The organism is Streptomyces sp. NPDC002574, assembly GCF_042889545.1.
Lineage (GTDB): Bacteria > Actinomycetota > Actinomycetes > Streptomycetales > Streptomycetaceae > Actinacidiphila.
In genome coordinates, this window is the sequence record NZ_JBIARB010000001.1 from 21,664 (window position 1) to 46,258 (window position 24,595).

Annotated in this window: 20 protein-coding genes; 13 read left to right on the forward strand and 7 right to left on the reverse strand. The window is 72.5% G+C overall.

The window, feature by feature from the left end:
- The first annotated feature begins 36 nt into the window (after nucleotides 1-36).
- The 3 genes from ACFYXS_RS00090 (at nucleotide 37) to ACFYXS_RS00100 (ending at nucleotide 2,960) form a co-directional block, all read left to right on the forward strand.
- The gene (locus ACFYXS_RS00090) at nucleotides 37-630 is read left to right on the forward strand and encodes a hypothetical protein (RefSeq protein WP_389242094.1); all 594 of its coding nucleotides are present in this window, start codon (nucleotides 37-39) and stop codon (nucleotides 628-630) included.
- A gap of 20 nt (nucleotides 631-650) precedes the next feature.
- Nucleotides 651-1,589 carry a dihydrodipicolinate synthase family protein gene (locus tag ACFYXS_RS00095; protein ID WP_389243445.1) on the forward strand — a complete coding sequence of 313 codons (939 nt, stop codon included), beginning with the start codon at nucleotides 651-653 and terminating at the stop codon, nucleotides 1,587-1,589.
- A gap of 96 nt (nucleotides 1,590-1,685) precedes the next feature.
- Nucleotides 1,686-2,960 carry an MFS transporter gene (locus ACFYXS_RS00100; protein WP_389242096.1) on the forward strand — a complete coding sequence of 425 codons (1,275 nt, stop codon included), beginning with the start codon at nucleotides 1,686-1,688 and terminating at the stop codon, nucleotides 2,958-2,960.
- Nucleotides 2,961-3,009: 49 nt separating this feature from the next.
- Here ACFYXS_RS00100 and ACFYXS_RS00105 read toward each other — a convergent pair whose 3' ends face one another.
- From ACFYXS_RS00105 to ACFYXS_RS00115, 3 genes are all read right to left on the reverse strand, one after another.
- The gene (locus ACFYXS_RS00105) at nucleotides 3,010-4,659 is read right to left on the reverse strand and encodes a carbohydrate binding domain-containing protein (protein WP_389243447.1); all 1,650 of its coding nucleotides are present in this window, start codon (nucleotides 4,657-4,659) and stop codon (nucleotides 3,010-3,012) included.
- Between the two features lie 244 nt (nucleotides 4,660-4,903).
- Entirely contained in the window at nucleotides 4,904-5,539 is a 636-nt protein-coding gene (locus ACFYXS_RS00110) for a hypothetical protein (protein WP_389242098.1), read from the reverse strand.
- Between the two features lie 300 nt (nucleotides 5,540-5,839).
- Nucleotides 5,840-6,073, reverse strand: coding sequence for a hypothetical protein (locus ACFYXS_RS00115; protein WP_384294660.1), 234 nt, complete (start codon nucleotides 6,071-6,073; stop codon nucleotides 5,840-5,842).
- A 64-nt stretch (nucleotides 6,074-6,137) separates the two neighbouring features.
- Between ACFYXS_RS00115 and map the strand changes: the two genes are divergently transcribed.
- The 4 genes from map (at nucleotide 6,138) to efeU (ending at nucleotide 10,444) form a co-directional block, all read left to right on the forward strand.
- Nucleotides 6,138-6,986 carry a type I methionyl aminopeptidase gene (map, locus tag ACFYXS_RS00120; RefSeq protein WP_389242100.1) on the forward strand — a complete coding sequence of 283 codons (849 nt, stop codon included), beginning with the start codon at nucleotides 6,138-6,140 and terminating at the stop codon, nucleotides 6,984-6,986.
- A gap of 156 nt (nucleotides 6,987-7,142) precedes the next feature.
- Nucleotides 7,143-8,270 (forward strand): iron uptake system protein EfeO, encoded by a 1,128-nt coding sequence (gene efeO / locus ACFYXS_RS00125; RefSeq protein ID WP_389242102.1) that lies wholly within the window; start codon nucleotides 7,143-7,145, stop codon nucleotides 8,268-8,270.
- A gap of 19 nt (nucleotides 8,271-8,289) precedes the next feature.
- Nucleotides 8,290-9,543, forward strand: a complete 1,254-nt coding sequence (efeB, locus tag ACFYXS_RS00130; RefSeq protein ID WP_389242104.1) for an iron uptake transporter deferrochelatase/peroxidase subunit — start codon at nucleotides 8,290-8,292, stop codon at nucleotides 9,541-9,543.
- Between the two features lie 16 nt (nucleotides 9,544-9,559).
- Complete coding sequence (efeU, locus tag ACFYXS_RS00135; RefSeq protein ID WP_389242106.1) at nucleotides 9,560-10,444, forward strand: iron uptake transporter permease EfeU; 885 nt, start codon at nucleotides 9,560-9,562, stop codon at nucleotides 10,442-10,444.
- Nucleotides 10,445-10,893: 449 nt separating this feature from the next.
- Here the strand turns inward: efeU and ACFYXS_RS00140 are convergent, their stop codons facing one another.
- On the reverse strand, nucleotides 10,894-11,625 hold the full coding sequence (locus ACFYXS_RS00140; RefSeq protein WP_389242108.1) for a bifunctional DNA primase/polymerase: 732 nt from the start codon (nucleotides 11,623-11,625) through the stop codon (nucleotides 10,894-10,896).
- 288 nt (nucleotides 11,626-11,913) lie between these two features.
- Between ACFYXS_RS00140 and ACFYXS_RS00145 the strand changes: the two genes are divergently transcribed.
- Nucleotides 11,914-12,585: a heme oxygenase (biliverdin-producing) gene (locus ACFYXS_RS00145; RefSeq protein WP_389242110.1), complete on the forward strand. Its 672-nt coding sequence runs from the start codon at nucleotides 11,914-11,916 to the stop codon at nucleotides 12,583-12,585.
- Nucleotides 12,586-12,606: 21 nt separating this feature from the next.
- Here ACFYXS_RS00145 and ACFYXS_RS00150 read toward each other — a convergent pair whose 3' ends face one another.
- Nucleotides 12,607-13,992 carry a serine hydrolase domain-containing protein gene (locus ACFYXS_RS00150; RefSeq protein WP_389242112.1) on the reverse strand — a complete coding sequence of 462 codons (1,386 nt, stop codon included), beginning with the start codon at nucleotides 13,990-13,992 and terminating at the stop codon, nucleotides 12,607-12,609.
- Nucleotides 13,993-14,157: 165 nt separating this feature from the next.
- Between ACFYXS_RS00150 and ddaH the strand changes: the two genes are divergently transcribed.
- Nucleotides 14,158-14,934 (forward strand): dimethylargininase, encoded by a 777-nt coding sequence (gene ddaH, locus ACFYXS_RS00155; protein ID WP_389243449.1) that lies wholly within the window; start codon nucleotides 14,158-14,160, stop codon nucleotides 14,932-14,934.
- Between the two features lie 19 nt (nucleotides 14,935-14,953).
- Complete coding sequence (locus ACFYXS_RS00160) at nucleotides 14,954-16,507, forward strand: phytoene desaturase family protein (RefSeq protein WP_389242114.1); 1,554 nt, start codon at nucleotides 14,954-14,956, stop codon at nucleotides 16,505-16,507.
- A 114-nt stretch (nucleotides 16,508-16,621) separates the two neighbouring features.
- Here the strand turns inward: ACFYXS_RS00160 and ACFYXS_RS00165 are convergent, their stop codons facing one another.
- Nucleotides 16,622-17,608, reverse strand: a complete 987-nt coding sequence (locus ACFYXS_RS00165; protein ID WP_389242116.1) for a small ribosomal subunit Rsm22 family protein — start codon at nucleotides 17,606-17,608, stop codon at nucleotides 16,622-16,624.
- A 438-nt stretch (nucleotides 17,609-18,046) separates the two neighbouring features.
- On the opposite strand from ACFYXS_RS00165, the gene ACFYXS_RS00170 reads away from it, so the two are divergent.
- Complete coding sequence (locus tag ACFYXS_RS00170) at nucleotides 18,047-19,498, forward strand: sugar transferase (protein WP_389242118.1); 1,452 nt, start codon at nucleotides 18,047-18,049, stop codon at nucleotides 19,496-19,498.
- 32 nt (nucleotides 19,499-19,530) lie between these two features.
- On the opposite strand, the gene ACFYXS_RS00175 is transcribed toward ACFYXS_RS00170, so the two are convergent.
- Nucleotides 19,531-20,481 carry a GDP-L-fucose synthase family protein gene (locus tag ACFYXS_RS00175; RefSeq protein ID WP_389242120.1) on the reverse strand — a complete coding sequence of 317 codons (951 nt, stop codon included), beginning with the start codon at nucleotides 20,479-20,481 and terminating at the stop codon, nucleotides 19,531-19,533.
- A 95-nt stretch (nucleotides 20,482-20,576) separates the two neighbouring features.
- Between ACFYXS_RS00175 and gmd the strand changes: the two genes are divergently transcribed.
- Together gmd and ACFYXS_RS00185 are read left to right on the forward strand one after the other, a co-directional pair.
- Complete coding sequence (gene gmd / locus ACFYXS_RS00180) at nucleotides 20,577-21,590, forward strand: GDP-mannose 4,6-dehydratase (protein ID WP_389242122.1); 1,014 nt, start codon at nucleotides 20,577-20,579, stop codon at nucleotides 21,588-21,590.
- 157 nt (nucleotides 21,591-21,747) lie between these two features.
- Nucleotides 21,748-24,474, forward strand: coding sequence for a LamG-like jellyroll fold domain-containing protein (locus ACFYXS_RS00185; protein WP_389242124.1), 2,727 nt, complete (start codon nucleotides 21,748-21,750; stop codon nucleotides 24,472-24,474).
- Nucleotides 24,475-24,595: the final 121 nt, after the last annotated feature.

The following is a 24,595-nucleotide window of genomic DNA, read 5'->3' on the forward strand; positions in this document are numbered from 1 at the left end:
TGCTGACGGCGGGGGCCTGCGCCAGGATGCCGTGGCATGGATGCCGTACGGGTCGAGGTCGTCCGTGAACTGCTGGCCGGCAGCGAGTGGCCGGAGCGGACCCGGACGTTCGCGGGGGCGCTGCGCGGCGCCGTCGGCCGCGGGTCCCCGGGCGGCCTGCTGCTGGTGGGCGCCGGTGGGTACGAGCCGTGGCACATGGCCGCCCATCTGGACGACGAGGCGGCCTGGAGCGGGCTGCCGGAACTCTCCCCCACGCTGGTGCGGCAGCGCGTGCCGCCGGGCGCCCCCGCGCATCTCGCGGTCGGCACCGCCCGGCTGGAGGCCGCGCGGCGCGGCGAGACGGTGCTGGTGGTCACACCCGAACGGGCGGAGGCGGCACTGCTGGAACGGGTGGACGGCGCCCGGCGGGCCGGGGCGACGGTACTGGCGATGGACGCGGGCGACCGGGAGCTCGCCGGGCTCGCCCATGAGGCGCTGTCCGTGCCGCCGGAGCCCGGCGAGGTCGGGCTGGATCTGCTGCAGCACCTGGTCAGTGCCGCCGCGGGGCGGCGGCCGCGGCTGCGGGACCGGCTGCCGCGGCTCGCGCGGCTCGCCGAGCAGTTCATGTCACCGCCCCCGGCAAGCTGGTAGAAGTGGGCGTTATGACCGTTATGCACGCCCCCTTGCGTGGCGTCGTACCTCCTCTGTGCACTCCTCTCACTCCCGCGGGCGACGTGGACACCGACGGGCTGCGCGCCCTGGTCGGCCATGTGCTGTCGGCGGGCGTCCACGGCGTCTTCGCGCTCGGGTCGAGCGGCGAGACGGCCTATCTGTCCGACGCACAACGCCGGATCGCGCTCACCACCGTCGTCGAGGCGGTCGGCGGGCGCGTCCCCGTGCTCGCCGGGGTCGTCGACATGACCACGGCGCGGGTGCTGGACCATGTCCGCGCGGCCGTCGCGGCGGGCGCGGACGGCCTGGTGGCGACCGCGCCCTTCTACACCACCACGCACCCGGTCGAGATCGCCGACCACTTCCGCCGGGTGCGGGACGGCGCGGACGGCCTGCCGCTGTTCGCGTACGACATCCCCTCCGCCGTGCACACCAAGCTGCCCGCCGCGACGGTGCTGGCGCTGGCCGAGAACGGCACGCTGGCCGGGCTCAAGGACAGCAGCGGCGCCGACGGCGGCATGCGCCGACTGCTCGTCGAGCTCCGCCGGCGCGGTCTGGCCGGCTCCTTCTCGCTGCTCACCGGCTCCGAACTCACCGTCGACGCCGCCCTGCTGGCGGGGGCCCACGGCGTCGTGCCCGGACTCGGCAACGTCGACCCGCACGGCTATGTGCGGCTGTACGAGCACGCGCTCGCCGGGCGCTGGCGGGAGGCCGCCGCCGAGCAGGACCGGCTCGCCGCGCTCTTCTCGATCGTCGACATCGGCGCCGCGGCCGCCCCGATGAGCGCCAGTGCCTCGGCGCTCGGCGCCTTCAAGGCGGCACTGCACCTGCGGGGCGTCATCCCCTGCCCGGCCACGGCCGCGCCGCAGACCCCGCTGGACGACACCGCGGTGAAGGCCATCGGCGAGCGCCTCGAGGCGGCCGGCCTCATGGCGTGACACCTGTCCCGGCCGTTCCGGTGCACGCGCCGGAACGGCCGGGAAGGCGGCGGAAAATGCGTTGCGTCCCGGCGCCCGCCCGCCAAACATGCCAAGGTGCGCAATCTCCTCCCCGACCTCGCCCCATGGCGCAGTTCCCGCGACTTCCGCCTGATGTGGTGCGCCGGGCTGATCACCGGCTTCGGCAGCTTCCTGACGTTCGTGGCGCTCCCGGTCCAGATCAAGGACCTGACCGGCTCGACCCTCGCGGTCGGCGCACTGGGCGCGGTGGAACTGGTCCCGCTGGTGGTGTTCGGGCTCTACGGGGGCGCCCTGGCCGACGCCCTCGACCGGCGGAAGCTGATCCTGTGGACGGAGGCGGCGCTCGGCCTGATGTCGGCCCTGCTGCTGGCCAACACCCTGCTCCCGCGTCCGCTGCTCTGGCCGCTGTACGTGGTGGCGGCGCTGACGAGCGCGCTCGGGGGTCTGCAACGCCCCGCGCTGGACGCGATCGTGCCCCGTATCGTGCCGCACGACCAGCTCACCGCGGCGGCCTCGCTGAACGCGCTGCGCTGGCAGCTCGGCGCCATCGCGGCACCCGCGCTGGCCGGCGTGCTGATCGCCTACGCGGGCCTGCGCTGGGCGTACGCCATCGACGCCCTGACCTTCGCCGTGTCGCTGCTGCTGGGCCTGCGGCTGCGACCGTCGCCGCCCTCGCACGACGCGGAGCGCCCGTCGCTGCGCTCGATCGGCGAGGGCGCGCGCTACGCGTGGAGCCGCAAGGAACTGCTGGGCACCTACGTGGTGGACATCGCGGCGATGGGCCTGGCGTTCCCGATCGCCGTGTTCCCGTTCATGGCGGACGACCTGGGCGCCCCGTGGTCGCTGGGCCTGATGTACGCGGCGCTGCCGGCCGGGGCGATGCTGATGAGCCTGACGAGCGGCTGGTCCAGCCGGGTGCACCGGCACGGCGTGGCGATCGTGCTGGCCGCGGCGGGCTTCGGCCTGTGCATGGCGGCGGCCGGGCTGACCCGCAATGTGTGGCTGGTGCTGCTGTTCCTGGTGCTGGCGGGCGCGCTGGACATGATCAGCGGGGTGTTCCGCTCGACGATCTGGAACCAGACCATCCCGGACACCCTGCGCGGCCGGCTGGCCGGCATCGAGCTGCTGTCCTTCATGACCGGACCGCAGCTGGGCCAGGTGCGGGCCGGTGGCGCGGCGGCGGCGCTGGGGCTGCGGACCTCGGTGTGGACCGGCGGGCTGGCATGCGTGGCGGCGGTCGGGACGCTGGCGGTGTGCCTGCCGACGCTGATGGCGTACGACGCGCGGACCAACGAGCACGCGGTGAGCATGCGGACGGCGGCGGAGGACGTGGTGTCCCCCGCCGCCTGACCCGTGGGGCGGTCGGTGGGCCCGGCCGGTGCCCCGGCCGGGCCGCGGATCAGCCGGTGAAGCCGGCGGTGATCGAGGTGAACTGCCAGGTGCTCTGGTTGATGCCGGAGCAGTTGCTGGTCACGCCGCCGCCCGCGCAGGGGCGGTCACGGTTGACGGCCCAGTAGGCGAGCCGGGCGATGTGGTGGGAGTTGGCCCAGTCCCGGATCTGGGTCCAGATGGCCGGGGTGGTGTTCTCCTGCTGGTCGCTCAGACCGTTCATGCCGGAGATGCCGAGGTGGGCGTAGGCGGTGGCGTCGTCCCAGCCGAAGGTGGACTTCAGCTTGGTCTTCAGCCCCTCGGCGGCGTTCACGGTGTTGCCGTACATGTCGGCGCCGCCGCCGAAGTCGAACGGCATGATCGTGAAGACGTCGATGTTGGCGCCGAGCGCGTTGGCCCGGTCGATGAGCCGGCCGCCCCAGTAGGTCGGGCCGGTCGTCGAGGTGCCGAAGGTGAGGATCGTCCGGATGCCGGGGTTGTTCTGCTTGACGATCTTCAGCGCGTTCAGGACGCGGTCCTGGACGACCTCGCTCTCGAACTCGTCGGTGTTCTCGATGTCGACGTCGATCGCCTTGAGGCCGTACGCGTTGATCACCTGCTGGTAGGCGCCGGCCAGCGCCTCGGGGGTCGAGCAGTTGGGCCCGAGCTTGTTGCCGCTCCAGCCGCCGATGGACGGGACGATGTCGCCGCCCGCCGCACGGATGGCGTTGATGGTGGACTGGTCGTTGCCGCCGGTCAGCGGACGGGAGCCGTCCCAGGCGGGGTTGCAGCCGCCGGAGGAGAGGATGAAGGCCATCGTGAACCACTTGACGCCGGTGGCGCTCATCACCGTGGACGGGCTCGGCGGGTCGCCCCAGCCGAGGTAGAGGTAGGGCGCGGCCTGCTTGAAGCCGGTGCCGCCGCCACCGCCCGCGCTGGTGGTGACGCTCACCGCGTTGGAGGCCGCCGAGGTGTTGCCCGCGGCGTCGCGCGCCTTGACGGTGAAGGTGTAGGCGGTGCTCGCGGCCAGGCCGGTGACGGTGGCGGAGGTGCCGGTCACGGTGGTGGCCAGGGTGCTGCCGCGGTAGACGTCGTAGCTGGTGACGCCGACGTTGTCGGAGGAGGCGTTCCAGGACAGCGAGACGCTGGAGGAGGTCTTGCCCGTGGAGGTCAGACCGCTGGGCGCGGTGGGCGCCTGCGTGTCGCCGCCGCCCCCGCCGCCCGGCCCGTCGAGGCTGATGTCGTCGGCGTTGTAGGTGCCCTGGGCGTACCAGCCGTGGACGTACAGCTGCACGCTGGTCTGCGAGGCACCGGTGGTGAAGGGCACCGTCAGCTGGGTGTACGAGGCGGCGGACGGCGTCCAGGTGGAGGCGCCGCCGGTGACACCGAGGTAGACGTACGCTCCGCGCACCCAACCGGTCAGCGAGTAGGCGGTGTTGGGCTGCACCGAGACGGTCTGGGTGCACTGGGCGGTGTCGCTGCTGCTGACGGCGCCGGCCAGCGCCTTGGTGCCGCTGTGCACCGGGCTGCTGACGACGGATCCGCCCGAGCAGGACCAGCCGGACAGGCTGCCGCTCTCGAAGCCGGGGTTGCTGACGAGGTTGGCCGCCTGTGCGGTGCCGGGCAGGACGATCAGGCTGCCGGCGGCGACCAGGAAGGCTGCGGTGACGACGGAGAGGATGCGGGATCTGCGCGATCCGGTGCGCGGGACATGACGACGGAAGAGCACGTGACCTCCCAGTGGGGGGCGGGGGGTTCAGACGGTGCCGGGCAAGTGGTCTGGACCGTTGGTCTGGACCTGTCACGCCGGATTGAAGCGGAGTGTCGTGCCCCCGTCAAGAGGTCCGGGCCACCGCCGCTTCCTGGTTCGGCGGTGGCCCGGACGGCTCGGGTGGTCGCCGGAGACCGGCGCGGATCGGCGCCGATCAGCCGACGCGCTCGATGCGCGCCTTCCGGATCAGGAACTTGCCCGGCTCGCGGACCTGCTCGAAGGCCGCGTTGTTGAGCAGCACACAGCTTCCGGACGTCGACGTCACGGCGACCGTCGTGGACTTGCCGTTGTCCAGGTTCGTCACCTTGAGCCTGGTGCCCATCGGGAACTGGTTGCTGGACGCACCCGGGGCGCCCGCCTCGCCGGACAGCGTCACCGTCGAACCCGGGCAGACCACCTGGCCGTTCGCGGCCCCCGCGGGCGGCGCGGCGGGCGGCTGCGCCTGGTTCTGGCCCTGACCCTGACCCGCGGCGGGCGCGGCAGGCGCCGCCGGGGCCGCGGCGGCGGGAGCCCCCGGGGCCGCACCGCATCCCGAGGCCTGACGCTGCACGTTGATCTGCTGGATGACCGCCTCGCGGTTGGCGATGCGGGCCGCCGACTGCGCGTCGGGATTCGCCCGCTGGCCCGCGATGAAGGCCTGGTTGTTGCGTATCGCCTGGTCGAGGCCGTCGCACACCACGGAGGCGTGGCCGCTGGCCATCGTCGCCACGGCGAAGCCGCCGGCGAGCGTCGCCGCGCCCGTCATCAGCGCGATCTTCTGCTTGGTCCCGAGCCTGCGTTTCCTGGACATGGGGCCCCTTTTCTCCGTTTTCCTCCGGCTCCGTCCGACCTGCCGTGGTCGGATCCGGTCCGCATGTCCTGAGAAACGGAGCGTCCTTGGTCTGAACCTCAATGCGTTCGAAACTTCGGACAAGAAAGGGGGTGATGTGCTACGCGTGGGTAGCCGGCGGGAGTTCCGGGCCCGCTCCCCGGGACCAACCAATCGGGTGAAGCGGGTGGGCGCGCGGAGGGAACGGGCCGCCGCGCGCCGGCCGGGGTCCCGGCCGGCGCGGGCCTCGGCCCGGCGTGCGCCTGGTCACGACCGGGTGGCTCAGTCGCCCTCGCCCTCGCGCGGCTGGTCCTTCCACCGCGGATCGTTCTCCCACTGCAGGTTGCGCTCGGCGGCGGTCTCCATCGCACGCTCGGCGTCGGCCCGGCTGGGGTACGGCCCCATGCGGTCCTTGGCCGGGCACTCCGGCCCCTCCTCCACCTTTCTGTGCTCGATGCAGTAGAACCACTCACCGGGCTTTCCGGCCGGCTTGCGGACCCTCCTGAACGGCGCCATCGCTCCTCCTCCTACGACGTCCTGCCGCCATGCTGCCCGACCGGCCGCCGATACACTCGCTGACATGTCTGTCCTGGTGCCCGGCAAGCTCTCCCCCACGCGTCACGTCCCCGCCTCGATCCCGCGGCCCGAGTACGTGGGGCGTCCGGCCCCGCGGCCGTACGACGGGCCGGAGGTGCAGTCGGCGGAGACCGTCGAGAAGATGCGCGTCGCGTCCCGGATCGCCGCGCGGGCGATGGAGGAGGCGGCGAAGGCCATCGCGCCCGGGGTCACCACCGACGAACTGGACCGGATCGCCCACGAGTACATGTGCGACCACCAGGCCTATCCCTCGGACCTGGGCTACCGCGGTTTCCCCAAGTCGCTGTGCGCCTCGATCAACGAGGTGATCTGCCACGGCATCCCCGACTCGACGCTCCTGCGTGACGGCGACATCGTCAACCTCGACGTCACGGCCTTCGTCCACGGCGTGCACGGCGACACCAACGCCACCTACTTCGTCGGCGAAGTCGACGAGGCGTCGCGGCAGTTGGTGGACCGCACCCGCGAGTCGCTGAATCGCGCGATCAAGGCCGTCAAGCCGGGCCGGCAGATCAATGTGATCGGCCGGGTGATCGAGTCGTACGCCAAGCGCTTCGGGTACGGCGTGGTGCGCGACTTCACCGGCCACGGCATCAACACGGCCTTCCACTCGGGCCTGATCGTTCCGCACTACGACGACCCCCGCGCCACCACGGTGATGAAGCCGGGCATGACCTTCACCATCGAGCCCATGCTGACGCTCGGCACCCACGAGTACGAGATCTGGGACGACGGCTGGACGGTGGTCACCAAGGACCGCAAGCGCACCGCGCAGTTCGAGCACACCCTCGTGGTCACGGACACGGGCGCCGAGGTGCTGACCCTGCCGTGACGCCTTCGTGACGCGCACCGAGTGCCGCCACGCCCTTCATTACCATTTCTTTACTCGATAGTGGGCAAGGTGAGATGAGGCTCGGATAGGTTAGGCAAGCCTTTCCACAGGAAGGCTTGCCTAAGTCCTCGCCCCACCGATCCGCCAGGAGCCCGTATGTCCGCCGTCCGCATGTCCGCAGTAGCCGCCGCCGGCATAGTGGTCGCCGTCACCGCCGTGACCGGCTGCGCGGAGAAGGCCGACAGCGCCTCCTCGGACGCGATCACGGTGACCGCTTCGGACACCGCCTGCGACATCTCCAAGACCACCTTCCCGGCCGGGCATGTACAGCTCGCCGTGAAGAACACGGGCTCCAAGGTCACCGAGGTCTACGTCTACACGCCCAGCGACAAGATCGTGACCGAGCGGGAGAACATCGGCCCCGGCACCAAGGCCACCATCACCGCCGAGATCAAGGCCGGTTCGTACGAGATCGCCTGCAAGCCCGGCATGCAGGGCGACGGCATCCGCCAGAAGATCACCGTGACCGGCAAGGGTGCCGTGACGTCCGACCCGCGCCTGGACACGGCCGTCGCCGCGTACCGCAAGTACGCCCAGGAGCAGGCGGACCAGACCATCCCGGTGGTCCAGCAGTTCGCCGACGCCGTCAAGGCCGGCGACGTGGAGAAGGCCAAGTCGCTCTTCGCGCCCTCGCGCGTCGGCTGGGAGCGCACCGAGCCGGTCGCCGAGTCCTTCGGCGACATCGACCCCCTGACCGACACCCGTGAGGACGGTCTGGAGGACGGCCAGAAGTGGACCGGCTGGCACCGCCTGGAGAAGTCCCTGTGGAAGGACAAGAAGGCCGGCGCCGAGGAGGGCACCCTCGCCGACCAGCTCGTCACCGACCTGAAGGACTGGCAGACCCGGGTCGGCAAGGCCGACATCACCGCCACCAGCATGGCCAACGGAGCCAAGGAGCTGCTGGACGAGGTCGCCACCGGCAAGATCACCGGCGAGGAGGACTTCTACTCCCACACCGACCTGTCGGACTTCCAGGCCAACGTCGAGGGCGCGCAGAAGGCGTACGAGCTGCTGAAGCCGGTCGCCGCCGAGAACGACGCCGCGCTCACCGCCGAGCTCGACAAGCAGTTCACGGCCGTGAACGGCCTGTTGGCCAAGTACCGCAAGGGCGACACGTTCGTCTCGTACGACACCGTCGGCAAGGCCGACCGCAAGGCCCTCTCGGACGGCGTCAACGCACTCGCCGAGCCGCTGTCCAAGCTCGCCGCGGCCGTCGCCAAGTAATCGCAAGGGACTGGGGAGCATGTCCGAGGAAACCACCACCTCGCGGCGCACGCTGCTCGGCTGGACCGGCGCCGGGGTCGTCCTCGGCGCCGCCGCGGCCGGCAGCGCCGTGGCCGCCGTACGGTCAGGGAACGATGTGCAGCCCGCGGCCTCCGCGGGCAGCGCGATCGCCTTCCACGGCGCGCATCAGGCCGGCATCACCACTCCGGTCCAGGACCGGCTGCACTTCGCGTCCTTCGACGTCACGACCGAGGACCGCGAGGAACTGGTCGCGCTCCTCAAGGAGTGGACCGAGGCCGCACGCAAGATGACGCAGGGCCGGCCGGTCGGCGAGGGCGCGGTCGGCGGTCTCGCCGAGGCCCCGCCGGACGACACCGGCGAGGCCCTCGGCCTGCAGCCCTCGCGGCTCACGCTCACCATCGGCTTCGGGCCCTCGCTCTTCCGCGGCGCGGACGGCAAGGACCGCTTCGGGCTCGCCGGCAAGCGTCCCGAAGCCCTGGTGGACCTGCCGAAGTTCCCCGGCGACAACCTGGACACGAGCCGCAGCGGCGGCGACCTGTGCGTCCAGGCCTGCGCCGACGACCCGCAGGTGGCGGTGCACGCCATCCGCAACCTGGCCCGCATCGGCTTCGGCAAGGTCGCGATGCGCTGGTCGCAGCTCGGCTTCGGCAAGACCTCCTCGACCACGCCCGACGAGCAGACCCCGCGCAACCTGATGGGCTTCAAGGACGGCACGCACAACGCCGCCGGCTCCGACGCGTCCGTCCAGGACAAGCACGTGTGGGTCGCGTCCGCCGACGGGCCGGCCTGGATGTCCGGCGGCTCGTACCTGGTGGCCCGGCGTATCCGGATGCACATCGAGACCTGGGACCGGACCTCCCTGCGCGAGCAGGAGGACGTCTTCGGCCGGACCAAGGGCGAGGGCGCGCCGCTCGGCAGGAAGCACGAGCGGGACACCCCGGACTTCAAGGCGATGAAGCCGGACGCGCACGTCCGCCTCTCGCACCCGGACAACAGCGGCGTCACCATCCTGCGGCGCGGCTACTCCTTCACCGACGGCACCGACGGCCTCGGACGGCTGGACGCCGGGCTGTTCTTCCTCGCCTACCAGCGCGACGTGCGCGACGGCTTCATCCCGCTGCAGATGCGGCTGGCCAAGACCGACGCGCTCAACGAGTACATCCAGCACGTGGGTTCGGCCGTCTACGCCGTACCGCCGGGCGTCCGGGACACCGGCGACTGGTGGGGCCGCGCGCTCTTCGAGAACAACTGAAAGGAAGTGACGGCGGGTGTTCGGCAACTACCTGATCGGACTCCGTGAGGGCCTGGAGGCCAGCCTGGTCGTCTGCATCCTGGTCGCCTACCTGGTGAAGACCGACCGCAAGGACAAGCTGCCGCCGGTCTGGCTCGGCGTCGGCGCCGCGGTGCTGCTGAGCCTGGGCTTCGGCGCCGCCCTGCAGTTCGGCTCCTCCGAGCTGACCTTCCAGGCGCAGGAGGCCCTCGGCGGCTCGCTGTCGGTCATCGCGGTCGGCCTGGTGACCTGGATGGTGTTCTGGATGCGGCGCACCGCGCGGCACCTCAGGGCCGAGCTGCACGGCAAGCTGGACGCCGCGGTCGCCATGGGCACCGGCGCCCTGATCGTCACCTCCTTCCTCGCGGTGGGCCGTGAGGGGCTGGAGACCTCGCTGTTCATCTGGACCGCCGTGCAGGCCACCGACGACGGCGTGCGGCCGCTGGTCGGCGCGGCGCTGGGACTGCTCACGGCCGTGGTGCTGGGCTGGCTGTTCTACCGCGGCGCGGTACGCATCAACCTGGCCAAGTTCTTCACCTGGACCGGCGCGATGCTGGTCGTCGTGGCCGCCGGCGTCCTCGCGTACGGCTTCCACGACCTCCAGGAGGCCGACTGGCTGCCCGGGCTGGGCGCGCGGGCCTTCGACATCAGCTCGACGATCCCGGTCGACTCCTGGTACGGGACGCTGCTCAAGGGCGTGTTCAACTTCCAGCCGGACCCGACCTGGCTCCAGGTCACGGTCTGGGCGGTGTACCTCGTACCGACGATGTTCTTCTTCCTGCACCCCGGCCGCGTCGCGGCGCCGGCCGCGAAGGTGCCCGCCGACGGCGTGCGTGACGGTGCACGGGAAGCGGGCGCCCGTCCGGTCGGCGACGAAGGCTGACGCCGTCGGCGCACGACTGATCACCACCGTGAGACCGGCCCCCTCGGCAGTGCCGAGGGGGCCGGTCTCTGGCGTATCACGCGGCTGCGGACTGGCCGTCCGGGCGGTGGCTCGGGGGCTGTGGTGCAACCGGGTGCGCCTGGGACACCGCCTCTTCGCCCCGGGCGGGCCAGGACTCGTCGACGCAGCCCGCCGCGAGCGGGGAGTTCGCGCCGCTGGCGCCGAGCGCCGGACGGCGGAGCGCTGGGCGCGGCGCCGCTGAGAAGTCGGTCACGCCGGGCCGGGCAGGGGCGGGGCTCAGCGCGACCAGCCCACCGCGAACGGGGAGTTCGCCCCCGTGGCGCCGGGCACCGAGGACGGCGGGGCGCCGCTGTGACGTCGCTCACGCCGGGCCCGGTCGCCCGGCGGCAAGGCCGCCCACCGCGGCCGGGGCCGCGCGGGCGTGGAGGTCAGCTGATCCAGCCGGCCGTTTCCGGCTCGTGCTCGACCTGGGCGCAGGCGTCGGTGAGGACGGCGAGCAGCGGCAGGGGGTCGGGCAGCGGGCGGTCGGGGCCGTGGCCGGGCAGCCAGGCCACGACGGCGCCCGACGGCAGGCGCGAGGGCGGCATCAGTACGTAACTGGCGCGGCAGTGCCAGCGCAGGCCGGGGTGCTCGTCCAGGGTCTCGGGGTGGCAGTCCAGCTCGCAGGGCCACCACTCGTCCTCGTCGGCGGTGGCGCGGGTGCCGGTGAAGAAAAGTGTCCGGCCGTCGGAGACGGCCACCGGCCCGGTGGCGGCGCCCTCGGCGGCCAGCCGTTCCAGGGCGATCCGGCCGGCCTCGGCGGGGACGTCGAGGACGTCGTGGGCGATGCCGGTGGCGGTGATGAAGTTCGCGAGGGGCTGGGTGCGCAGCCAGCGCTGGATCTTCTCCGGGTCCGTGGTGGCCTGGGTCTGCCAGGCGAAGGAGACCGGGTGGGTGCCCGGGGTGGGGCAGCCGATCCGGTCGCAGGAGCAGCGGTAGCCGGACTCGGCGGACGGGTGCGCGGCAGGGGCCAGGGGCAGGCCCGCCACGGCGGCCGCCAGCAGCAGGTCGTCCCGGTCGCGGGCACCCGGGGTCCGCTGGGCGAAGCCGTCCTCGCCGTCGGCGTCCCGCTCTCCCGCCTTCCGGCGCAACCAGCCGGACAACCTGCCCTTGGTGACCATCGAGCCCCTTCCCTCGCCCGTGTGAACCCTCGCTCCACCCTACGTAACGAGGGAAAAGACGTAAGCGGAATCCACGGATGGTGGATTTCCATCCTGCGCCCTGTACGGATCCGGTCCGCACCCGGGGTGCCCGGAAGGTCCCTCGAATGGGGGAAGAGAATCCGCAAATGACCCCATACCGCACCACCCGGACGTAGCCTGGTTTCCGACAGGTTGTCGGCAAGCCCATTGACTTAGGTAACCCTAAGTCGGCACGATTCCTGCAGGGCCCGACGCAGGAGGATCCCCTTGACGCCCGCCAGCCCTTCCGGAGCCGCACCGTTCTCCGCGCTGATCCGCGCCGCCAGCCATGACCGCCACAGCGAGGCGGAGAACTCCACCTTCATCGGCGACCTGCTCGGCGGCCGCCTCGCGGTCGCCGCATACGCCCGCTACACCGAGCAGCTGTGGTTCGTCTACCGGGCCCTGGAGGGCGCGGCCGGTCCCCTGGCCGGCGACCCCGTCGCGGGCCCCTTCCTGCGCCCGGAGCTGCCGCGGGTCGCCGCCCTCGAACGCGACCTCGGCCACCTGCTCGGGGCCGGCTGGCGGGAGCGGGCGGCGGCACTGCCCGAGACCGCCGCCTACGCCGCCCGTATCACCGAGACCGCTCGCGACTGGCCGGCCGGCTATGTCGCCCACCACTACACCCGCTATCTCGGCGACCTCTCCGGCGGCCAGGTCATCCGCGGCATCGCGGAGAGGACCTGGGGTTTCCCCCGCAAGGGCGACGGCGTGCGCTTCTACGTCTTCGAGGCGATCGGCAACCCCGCCGCCTTCAAGCGCGAGTACCGGGCCCTGCTCGACGCCCTGCCGGCCGATGAGCTGGAGAAGCAGCGCGTCGTCGAGGAGTGCCGCCGGGCCTTCGCCCACAACGCGGCGGTCTTCGCCGCGCTCGGGCGGGAGTTCCCGCTCACCGCCTGAGCGCGTGCTCCGTTCCCGCGGCTACGCCCCGTGCGCGCCCCAGCCGGCCGGGTCGACGCCGCCCGGGACCGGGGCGGCGGGGTCGTAGGGGGTGCGGGTGAAGACGAACGAGCCGACGTCGAGGTGGGTGACGGTGCCGTCGGCCGCGCGGACCGCGCGCAGCGTCTCCCCGTCGTAGTAGCCCTCCAGGCCGGTCCACGTGCCGTCCCGACCGGCGCGGAAGCGGGCGCCGCGGCCGGCGCCGGGGGTCGCCGGGGCGAGTTCCAGGTCGCGGCCGGCGGCCAGCCGCAGCACGTGGGGGGAGGTGCCCCAGTACCAGGGGCCGGTGAGCGCCAGCAGTTCCGGGTCGGGGTCGGACACCGGGCGCCAGGGTTCGGGGATGCGCGGCTCGCGCTCGGTCACGATGCCCAGCAGGTCGCGGGCGATCGCCCCGGTCGGGGCGCCGGTGGTGGAGTTGGCGAGGACGGCGGCACCCAGTCCCTCGGCGACGTCGAACCACAGTCCGGCCACGAAGCCGGGCATGGAACCGCCGTGCCCGACCAGCTGCCGCCCGTCGGGCCCGGTCGTCACCTGGAGGCCGAGGCCGTAGTCGCCGGAGGGCGCCGCGGGCCGGCGCATCTCCTCCACCGTGGCGGCGGACAGGACGTGTTCGTCGCCCGCGGCCAGGAAGGCCGCCCAGCGGCACAGGTCGTCCGCCGTCGACCACAGCTCACCGGCCGGGGCCATCAGCCCGGTCTCGTGGACCGCCTCGGGCAGCATCAGCTCGGCGTACGGGTGCACGGCCCAGCCGCCCGCGTGCGTGGCCTGCGGACGGCGCGAGGTACGGGTCATGCCGAGCGGTTCCAGCACCTGGGACCAGAGCACCTCGTCCCACGGCTGCCCGTCGTGCAGCCGCTCCACGACGGCGCCGAGCAGGGCGAAGCCCGGGTTGGAGTAGTGGTGCCGCTCCCCCGCCGGGTGCAGCCGGGCGCGCTCGCCCAGCACCCCGTCGAGGTCCGGGCGCAGCGCGCCGGAGGTGCGCTCCCACCACGGGCCGGGGCTCTCGGAGGCCAGACCCCCGGTGTGTGCGAGGAGTTGACGGATCGTCACCCCGTCCGCGGAGGTGGCGCCGAGGTATTTGTCGACCGGGTCGTCCAGGCCGAGGCGCCCCGCGTCGCGCAGCTGCATCACCAGCGCGGCCACGAAGGTCTTGGTGATCGAGCCGATCCGGTACTGCGTGTCCCCGTCCGGCGCGTGCCCGTCCACGCAGGACCGGGCGCCGGTCCACACGGTGCGGCCGTCCCGGACGACGGCCGCCACGAGGGAGGGCGTGCGGGAGGCGGACTGGGCGACCGCGATCCGGTGCAGCAGAGCACGGCGGGTCTCGGGGAAGAGGGCGTCGGGGGACGCGGGACTGGGTGTCGGCATGCGCTCACCTTAGAGGCCGCCCACCAGGGCCGAACGGGCATTTTTCCGTCCGCAATCCGGTGCGGGATGTCCGCCGGGGGTCCACCATGAGCACAACGGTCTCAACCACACCGCGAGGAGCCTTCATTGAGCGCTGCGCGAACCGCTTCGTTCCGGCGGTACCTGATGTGTCCTCCCACGTACTTCCGGGTCACCTACTCCATCAACCCCTGGATGGACCCCGCCAAGCCGGTCGATCCCGCGCTGGCCCTCTTCCAGTGGGAGGACCTCCGCGACCGGTACCGCTCGCTGGGACACGCCGTCGAGATCCTGCAGCCGCTGCCCGGCCTGCCGGACATGGTGTTCGCGGCGAACGGCGCGACCGTGGTGGACGGACGGGTCTTCGGCGCCCGCTTCGCCAACATCGAGCGGAGGGCGGAGGCCCCGGCGCACCGCGACTGGTTCCTCGGCCGCGGCTACACGCACGTCCACGACCCGCAGCACATCAACGAGGGCGAGGGCGACTTCGCCGTCACCGAGAGCTGGCTGCTGGCCGGCAAGGGCTTCCGCAGCAGCCCGCTGTCGCACTCCGAGCTCCAGGAGTACTTCGGCAGACCCGTGATCGGCCTGGAGCTCACCGATCCGCACTTCTACCACCTGGACACGGCGCTGTGCGTGCTCTCCGGCGACGAGATCATGTACTACCCGGACGCCTTCTCCCCCGGCAGCCGGTCGGTGCTGCGCCGGCTCTTCCCCGACGCGCTGGTCGCCACCCGCGACGACGCGCTCGCCTTCGGCCTGAACTGCGTCAGCGACGGCCTGAACGTCCTGGTCCCGGCCGCGGCCAAGGGGCTGCTCAAGCCGCTGCGGGAGCGCGGTTTCGAGCCGCTGACGGTGGACATGTCCGAGCTGCACAAGGCGGGCGGCAGCGTGAAGTGCTGCACCATGGAGCTGCGGGACTGACCGTGATACGAAGGGGCCCATGTCGCAGCAGCCGCAGCCTCACCGGCCCCTTCGGACCACCTACGACGCCGTGATCGTGGGCGGCGGCCACAACGGACTGGTCGCCGCCGCGTACCTCGCCCGCGCGGGCCGCTCCGTGCTGCTGCTGGAGCGGCTGCCCTCGACCGGCGGCGCCGCCGTCTCGACGCGGGCGTTCAGCGGTTTCGACGCGCGGCTGTCGCGCTACTCGTACCTGGTGAGCCTGCTGCCCCGGAAGATCGTCGACGACCTGGGGCTGCGCTTCGCGGTGCGGCGGCGCCGGATCTCCTCGTACACCCCGCACGGGGACGGCGGCCTGCTCGTGGACGCCGGGTCGGCCGCCCGCACCCGGGAGAGCTTCGTGCGGCTCACCGGCTCCGACCGCGACTTCGAGGCGTGGCAGCGCTTCTACGGCATGACGCAGCGGGTCGCCGAACGGGTCTTCCCCACGCTGACCGGTCCGCTGCCCTCGCGCGCCGAACTGGAGCGGATCGTGGACGACCCGCGGGCCTGGGAGGCGCTGTTCGAGCGGCCGCTGGGCGAGAGCGTCGAGGCGGCGTTCGACGACGACGTGGTGCGGGGCGTGGTGCTCACCGACGCCCTCATCGGCACGTTCACGCACGCGCACGACCCCTCACTGCTGCAGAACCGCTGCTTCCTCTACCACGTGATCGGCGGCGGCACGGGCGACTGGGACGTGCCCGTCGGCGGCATGGGCGCGCTCACCGACGCCCTGGCGGACGCGGCGCGGGCGGCCGGGGCGGAGATCGTCACGGGCACCGAGGTCACCGCGATCGCCACCGACGGGACCCGGGCCGAGGTGGACTTCGACGGCGGCCGGGTGTCGGCCGGGCACGTCCTGGTGGGCGCCTCGCCGCACGCCCTGGCCGGACTGCTCGGCGAGGCGGCCCCGGACCGGCCCGAGGGCGCCCAGCTCAAGGTCAACATGCTGCTGCGCCGCCTGCCGCGGCTGCGGGACGCGGGCGCGGACCCGCGCGAGGCGTTCTCCGGCACCTTCCACATCGCCGAGTCCTACACCCAGTTGCAGACGGCCTACGAGGAGGCCGCCGCCGGCACGGTGCCCACGGCCCCGCCCTCGGAGATCTACTGCCACTCGCTGACCGACTCCACGATCCTGGCCCCCGGGCTCGTCGCGGACGGCATGCACACCCTCACCCTGTTCGGGCTGCACGCCCCCGCGCGGCTCTTCGCGGCCGATCCCGCGGGCGCGAAGGACGCCCTGCTCAAGGCCACGCTCGCGCAGCTGGACGCGGTGCTCGCGGAGCCGCTGGCGGACTGCCTCGCGGTCGACGCGGACGGGCGGCCCTGCATCGAGGCGAAGTCGCCGCTGGACCTGGAGCGCGAGGTCGGGCTCCCCGGCGGGCACATCTTCCACCGGGACCTGTCCTTCCCGTACGCCCGGGAGGACGCCGGCGCCTGGGGCGTCGCCACGGGCCACGCCAACGTCCTGCTCTGCGGCGCGGGCGCCGTGCGCGGCGGCGGCGTCAGCGGCATCCCGGGCCACAACGCGGCCATGGCGGTACTCGGCGGCTGACGGCGCGGGCCGCGCACTCGGCAGCGGTGTCCCGGGGCGCACTGCCCCGGCCGCGGCGCCACAGCCCGCGACGCGGCACGACCGGAACGACCCGGCCTTGAGCGGCCCGGGGGGCTACTCGGCGGCGGTGTCCGGGGGCGGCCAGGAGTCGCCCCACGCCACGTCGCGTGCCGCCCGGTACAGGGGGCCCTGGCGTTTGCTGACCGTGGTGCGGCGCAGGCCCTCCTCCACGGTGCAGAGGTCGATGAGTACCTGTCCCTTGCGGATCTGCGGGTGGCGCACCACCCGGTCCGGCGCGGGCCCGGCGGGGAAGCGGGCCGCGGCGACATAGCTGAACTTCTCGTCCTCGTAGGGCAGCGAGCCGCCCTTGACCTGGCGGTGCAGCGAGGTCCGGGCGACGCGGGCGGCGAAGTGGCACCAGTCGGGGGCCTGCACCGGGCACGCCCCGTCGTGCGGGCAGGGCGCGAGGACGTGGAGGCCGGCCGCGACGAAGGCGTCGCGGGCCGCGAGCACCCGGGCGTAGCCGTCGGGGGTGCCCGGTTCGACGACGAGGACGGCGCCGCGCGCGGCCCGGGCGGCCTCGGTGACGACGGCCTCGCGGTCGGCGTCGGGCAGTTCGCCGATGACGTACGAGAGGGTGATCAGGTCGGCCTCGGGCAGCCGTGCCCCGGTGCCGACCGGCGCCTTGAGCCACTGCGCCTGCCGTACGGACTCGTGCCCGGCGGATCCGGCCAGGTCGCGGCCGAGCGCGAGGGCGGCCTCCGACCAGTCCAGGACGGTGCTGGTGTGGGTGCCCTCGTCCCAGGCGTCGGCGACCGCCCAGGTCGCGGCGCCCGTGCCGCCGCCCACGTCGAGGTGGCTGTCCGGCGCCCACGCGCCCGCCCGGTCGCGGAACTCCGCGAGCGCCGCGCACACGGCCGCGTAGGTCGCGGGCATGCGGTAGGACGCGTAGGCCGCGACGTCGGAGCGGTCGCGGAGGATCGGCGTGCTGCTGGGCGTACGCCCCCGGTAGGTGGCGATCAGGCGGTCGACGGCCTGGGCGGCTCGGCCCGGGGGGAGCCCGTCGAGGAGATCGGCGAGGGCGGTATGCAGAGTGGACACAAGGGACAAGGGTAAGGGCCCCTTCCGCACCACCGGTCCCGTCGGCGGCCCCCGCCGCGCGCCCGGCGCGTCACCCGGACGGCCGAACGTGCGGCCGATTGTCGGCCACCGCGTCCGGCCCGCCGTACCACGCCGATTGTGGACAATGTGTGCCTGTCACGGTGAAACCCTCGGATTGATCTGCCTATACCGCAACATGCGCGCAATCAGCCACAAAAGGGCAGACGCTTCACTGGAGTGCTCAGATCCAGCCGAACGTGAACTTCAGGACAACGGACCTCCGAAATTTCGTAAACCGCAGCGAACGTACAACTGTTTGGCATAGCGTTCCGGCTTACTACGGCACACAGCTGCTTGGGGAAGTGGCTGGCGTGCCCACTTTGTCGCGTTGTGCCAGGGGGGTCCATGCGGCGGGTCGGTATACCCAGTTCGGAAGAGATGGATACAACTCCCGCGCAGGGCCGCATGGTCGCGGCTCCGCACGGGTCGAGCGACAAGGCGCGCTGGTATCTCCCGGCCGCGCTCGTCACGGATGCCGCCGGGGTCGGCGTACCCGTCGAGCTCGTCTTCGACTCCACGGGCCAGCCGCATCCCCTGCTGTGCGCGGGGACCGCGGCGGTGGCGTGGACGTGCGTCCTGGCGGGGCGGCACCGCTACGCGGCCCGGGTGCTGGGCGAGTCCCGCAGCGCGCGCTCGGTGCTCTACGACTGGCTGATCCTGCTGGGGGTGCTGGCCATGGTCCGCACCGTGGTGGGCGAGGCCTCCGAGCCGCTGGTCGCGCTGCTGGCGCTCACCCCCGGGCTCCTGCTGACCGCCGTCTGCCGTAAACTGACGTACCATCACCTGATCGCCTCGCGGCGCGAGGCGCACGCCGTGCGCCGGGTGCTCGTGGTGGGCGAACCGAGCGCGGCGGACTACGTGGTCGACCATCTGGCGGCGCGCACCGACCACGAGTACGTGGTCGTCGGCGTGGTGCCGGTCGGCCTCGCGAACCTGGAGTGCGGCGCACCGGTCGCCGCCCGGCTGGACTCGCTGCCGCCGGCCCGTCCGAGCGGCGACTCCGGCGCCGTCCTGGCCTCCGCCCGCGAACTCGGCGCGGACCTGCTGCTGGTGGCGCCCGGGCCGCGGATGGCCGGGGAGCGGCTGCGCCGGCTGTCCTGGGCGGTGCACGACGCCGGGGTGCCGCTGGCCGTCCTGCCCGGACTGACCGACGTCTCCGAGCGCCGCGTGGAGCTCACCTCCGCCGCCGGGCTCACGCTCCTGCACATCAGCCCGCCGGTGCGGCGCGGGGTGCAGGTCACCCTCAAGTCGGCGCTGGACCGGGTCGGCGCGGGGGTCGGACTCCTGCTGCTCTCCCCGCTGTTCGGGATCATCGCGGCGGCCATCCGGCTGGGCTCCAAGGGCCCCGTCTTCTACCGGCAGATCCGCCACGGCCTGGACTGCGCGCCCTTCACGATGTGGAAGTTCCGCACGATGGTGGCCGACGCCGACGACCGCAAGCCGGAACTGGCGCCCGCCAACGAGAACGACGGCCTGATGTTCAAGATGCGCCGCGACCCCCGGATCACCCGGGTCGGGCGTTTCCTGCGCCGCTGCTCGCTGGACGAACTGCCCCAGCTCTTCAACGTCCTCCGGGGTGACATGTCCCTGGTGGGTCCGCGCCCGCCGCTGCCCGAGGAGGTCGCCCGCTACGACGAGGTCGAGCTGCGGCGGCTCGCGGTGAAGCCGGGCCTGACCGGCCTGTGGCAGATCAGCGGGCGCTCCGAGCTCTCCTGGGACGAGACCCTCCAGCTCGACCTGCGCTACGTGGACAACTGGACGTTCACCAGCGACGTCGACCTGATGGCCCGCACGCTCCGGGCCGTCGTCGACGGCCGCGGAGCGTACTGATGCCGGGCGGGCCGGGGGCCGGGTCCGCGGGGTCAGTCCGCGCCGTGCTCCCGCCACCAGGCGTACGTCGAGGCGATGCCGTCCCGCAGGTCGATCTCCGGCTTCCAGCCGAGGCCGGTCAGCCGCGACACGTCGAGCAGCTTGCGCGGGGTGCCGTCGGGCTTGCCGGTGTCCCAGGCGATGTGGCCCTCGTAACCGACGACCTCCCGTACGGTCTCGGCGAGTTCGCGGATGGTGAGGTCACTGCCGCAGCCGATGTTGACCGGCTCGTCGCCGTCGTAGGAGCGCAGCAGCAGGGCGCAGGCGGCGGCGAGGTCGTCCACGTGCAGGAACTCCCGGCGCGGTGTGCCGGAGCCCCACAGCACCACCTCGGGGGCCCCGGCCCGGCGGGCCTCGTGGAAGCGGCGGATCAGGGCCGGCAGCACGTGCGAGGACGTCAGGTCGAAGTTGTCGCCGGGCCCGTAGAGGTTGGTCGGCATGGCGGAGACGAAGGACGCGCCGTACTGCCGCCGGTAGGACTGCACCTGGACGATGCCCGCGATCTTGGCCAGCGCGTACGCCTCGTTCGTCGGCTCCAGCGGGCCGGTGAGCAGCGCGTCCTCGCGGATGGGCTGGGGCGCGTGCTTGGGGTAGATGCAGGACGAGCCGAGGAAGAGCAGCCGGCCCACCCCGGCGGCGTGGGATCCGGCGATCACGCTCAGCTGGATCCGCAGGTTGTCCTCCAGGAACTGCACCGGGTAGGTGCTGTTGGCCATGATGCCGCCCACCTTGGCAGCCGCCAGCACCACCGCGTCCGGGCGGGCCCCGGTCAGGAACGCCTCGGTGCGCGCCGCGTCCCGCAGGTCGAGTTCGTCGCGGCCGCGGGTGATCACCTCGTGCCCGTCGGCCTCCAGCCGGCGGACGAGCGCCGATCCGACCAGTCCGCGGTGGCCCGCGACGAAGATCCGGGCACGCTCCGGCAGGGTTGCGTTCGCTTGGGTCATGACAGCGGATTCTGCCAGCCCGGGTCACCCCATAGGGGCTGAATCCAAACATCAGTACGCAAAGGAAACATATCCGACCCCAGGGGGGACAGCGCATGGGCAAGAGCGCCCTGATCACGGGTGTCACCGGCCAGGACGGCTCCTATCTCGCGGAGCTGCTGCTGAGCAAGGGCTACACGGTGCACGGCCTCGTCAGACGGTCGTCCAGCTTCAACACCGAGCGGATCGACCACATCTACCAGGGGCCGCAGGAGGCGAATCGTTCCTTCACGCTCCATCACGCCGATCTCTCCGACGGCGTGGCCCTGGTCAACCTGCTGCGCGACCTGCGCCCCGACGAGGTCTACAACCTGGGCGCGCAGTCCCACGTCCGCGTCTCCTTCGACGCACCGCTCTACACCGGCGACGTCACGGGCCTCGGCTCCATCCGGCTGCTGGAGGCCGTGCGCGCCAGCGGCGTCGACACCCGCGTCTACCAGGCCTCGTCGTCCGAGATGTTCGGCGCGACCCCGCCGCCGCAGAACGAGCGGACGCCCTTCCACCCGCGCAGCCCGTACGGCTGCGCCAAGGTGTACGGCTACTGGGCGACCGTCAACTACCGCGAGGCGTACGGCATGTTCGCGGTCAACGGGATCCTCTTCAACCACGAGTCGCCGCGCCGCGGCGAGACCTTCGTGACCCGCAAGATCACCCGCGCCGTCGCGCGCATCAAGGCGGGCCTGCAGGACCGGCTCTACCTGGGCAACCTCGACGCGGTCCGGGACTGGGGCTACGCCCCCGAGTACGTCGAGGCGATGTGGCTGATGCTGCAGCGCGACACCCCGGACGACTACGTGGTGGCGACCGGGGAGGCGGCCACCGTGCGGCAGTTCCTGGAGACCTCCTTCGCGCACGCCGGCCTCGACCCGGCCGAGTACGTCCGCTACGACCCCAAGTACGAGCGCCCGAGCGAGGTCGACGCCCTCATCGGCGACGCGAGCAAGGCCGAGGAACTGCTCGGCTGGAAACCCTCGGTACGGGTGGACGAGCTGGCCCGGATCATGGTCGACGCGGACTGCGAGCAGGTCGCGCGGCAGCTCGCGGGCGTGACGGTGCGCATCGACCGCTGACGCGGCCGTCCAGGGCGTCCGGCAGGTGACGTCCGGTCGGGTATGCGGTGAACATAAATTCGTCAAACTTTCTACCGGCCCCGTTCACATACCCCTACGCTGCCGTCCACAGGCGGGCGATTGGGCCGCTTGTGCACGAGTGGGCCTTGGGGGGCACATGCGAAGACTTGGGGCAATAACGGCCGCCGGTGCGCTGGTGGCGGGCGCGCTGGCCGGAGCGGGCGCGGCGGTGGCACCCGCCGCCACCGCGCTCACCGCGCCGGTGGCCATGACCGCCGACGACCTGCCGACCTGGCAGACCAACGGCATCGTCTGGGCGATGGCCCAGGCACAGGGCGTCGTCTACGCGGGCGGCACCTTCTCCACCGTCCGCCCGCCGGGCTCGGGGGCGGGCAGCAACGAGCAGCCGGCGGTGAACTTCGCCGCCTTCGACACCGCGACCGGGGCACCGACCGGTTGCCGGCTGTCGTTCACCATCGGCGCGGGCAGCACGGCCACCGTGCGCGCGCTGGCGGTCTCGCCGGACGGCGGGACGCTCTACGCGGGCGGGTACTTCAGCGCCGTCAACGGCGTGCAGGTCAACAGCCTGGCCGCGATCGACCTCGCCACCTGCACCCCGATCGCGTCCTTCCACCCGGCGGTCTCCGCGACCGTGCGGGCCCTGGACGCGACCGCGGACACGGTCTACGCGGGCGGCGACTTCACCTCCGTCGCCGGCCAGTCCCGCCGCTACTTCGCGGCGCTGACCTCCTCGGGGTCCCTGACCGCGTGGAACCCGACGGGCGACAAGCCGGGGCGGGCGGTGCAGGTCACCCCGGACGGCGGGAACGTGATGATCGGCGGTGACTTCGACACCGTCGGCGGCGCCGACTCGCACGCCCTGGCCGTGGTGGACTCCACCGCCGGGTCGCTGACGAAGGCGTACCCGATGGGGTTCTTCCCCGCGACCTCGGTCGTCAAGGACATCACCGACGATGCCACCGGCCTGTACACGGGCAACGAGGGCACCGGCGGCGGGGTCTTCGACGGACGGGCCGCCTTCGAGCTGAGCGACTTCGGCCAGCGCTGGCGGGACAACTGCCTGGGCGCCACCCAGTCGGTCGAGGTCTACCAGGATGTGCTCTACAGCGGCTCGCACGCGCACGACTGCAGCAGCATGGGCGAGTACCCCGACCAGCGGCGCAAGCACCTGCTGGCGGAGCCCGTCAACGACCCGCACCTGCTGGGCTGGTTCCCCGACACCAATGACGGACTGGGCGAGGGCATCGGCCCGCGCGTGATGGCCGTCGCGTCGAAGAACAGCACCGACTACCTGTGGGTCGGCGGCGAGTTCACCACCGTCGACGGCAGCCCGCAGCAGGGCCTGACCCGCTTCGCGTCCGGCCCGGACACCGGCAACCCGACCACGCCGGAGGCCGGCGCGGCCAGCCTGTCGGCCGGCAAGGTCAAGGTGACCTGGCAGGCGAGCCTGGACAACGACGACAGCGTGCTGACGTACAAGGTCTACCGGGACGGCGGCTCCACGCCGGTCTTCACGACCACCGGCACCTCCCTGCCCTGGGTGCGCCCGCAGCTCAGCTTCACCGACACCGGGCTCACCCCCGGGTCCGTGCACAGCTACCGGGTGTCGGCGGGCGACGGCACCAACAGCAGCCCGCTGTCCTCGACCGCCACGGTGACCGTGGCGTCCGGCAGCAACAGCTACGCGGCGGCGGTCCTGGACGACGGCGCCACCCTGTACTGGCGCTACGACGAGGCGAGCGGCACCTACGCCGCCGACGCCTCCAGCTCGGACGACAACGGCGACTACGTCGGCGGCCCGTCTTACCGGCAGACCCCGGCCGCGGTGACCGGGCCCAGCACGGCGATCGGCTTCAACGGCTCCAACCAGTGGGTCTACAGCGACCGCAGCCATGGCCGGCCGGCCACCTTCGGCGTGGAGACCTGGTTCAGGACCACCACGACCGCGGGCGGCAAGATCGTCGGCTTCGGCAACTCGACCACCGGCACCAGCGGCCAGTACGACAAGCACGTCTACATGACCAACGACGGCCGGCTGGTCTTCGGCGTCTACACCGGCGCCACCAACACCGTGACCAGCAGCGCCTCCTACAACGACGGCACATGGCACCACGTCGTCGCCGGCCAGGACGGCGACGGCATGAAGCTGTACGTCGACGGCGCGCTCGTCGGCACCAACCCGCAGACCAGCAACGAGAACTACACCGGTTACTGGCGCGCGGGCGGGGACAACCTCAACGGCTGGCCCCTGCAACCGTCCAGCAACTACTTCAACGGGCAGATCGACGAGACGGCGGTCTACCCGACGGCGCTCACCGCCGCCCAGGTCGCCCACCACTACGACCTGGCCAGCGCGCCCGCCGACACGGTGACCACGCTGACCGCGGCCGAGGACACGTACGTCAACGCCGGTGCGCCGTCGACCAATTACGGCACCTCCGGATCGCTCGCCGTGCGCGGCAGCTCGGCGTACCTGACCTACCTGCGCTTCAGCCTGCCGTCGGCCCCGGCCGGCCAGACCCTGAAGAGCGCGGTCCTGCGGCTGACCACCAGCAGCGACCCCACGGCCGGCACCAACGACACCGCCAACGTGGTGCCGGTGACCGGGACATGGACGGAGACCGGCACCACGTACACCAGCCGTCCGGCGCTGTCCTCGACGGTGCTCGGCAGTCTGACCGGTGCCACGGCCGTCTCCACGGCGTACACGGTGCCGCTGGACGTCGCACAGCTCAGCGGGTCGCTCGGCGGCTCGTACGGCATGGCGGTGACCAGCACCGGGACCGACGCGCTGTGGCTGTGGTCGCGGCAGGCACCGTCCTCCGCGAACACCCCGAAGCTCGTGCTCACCTTCGGGTCCTAGCAGGGCAATCCGGAGACCCCGGCGGAAAGTACGCGTCGGGGTCTCCTCCGGGCCGCCTGTCACGGCGTACGCTGCCGTGCCAGGCGGTTCGTCTCTGCGCCGCCGGGGGTCGCGAGGGCTG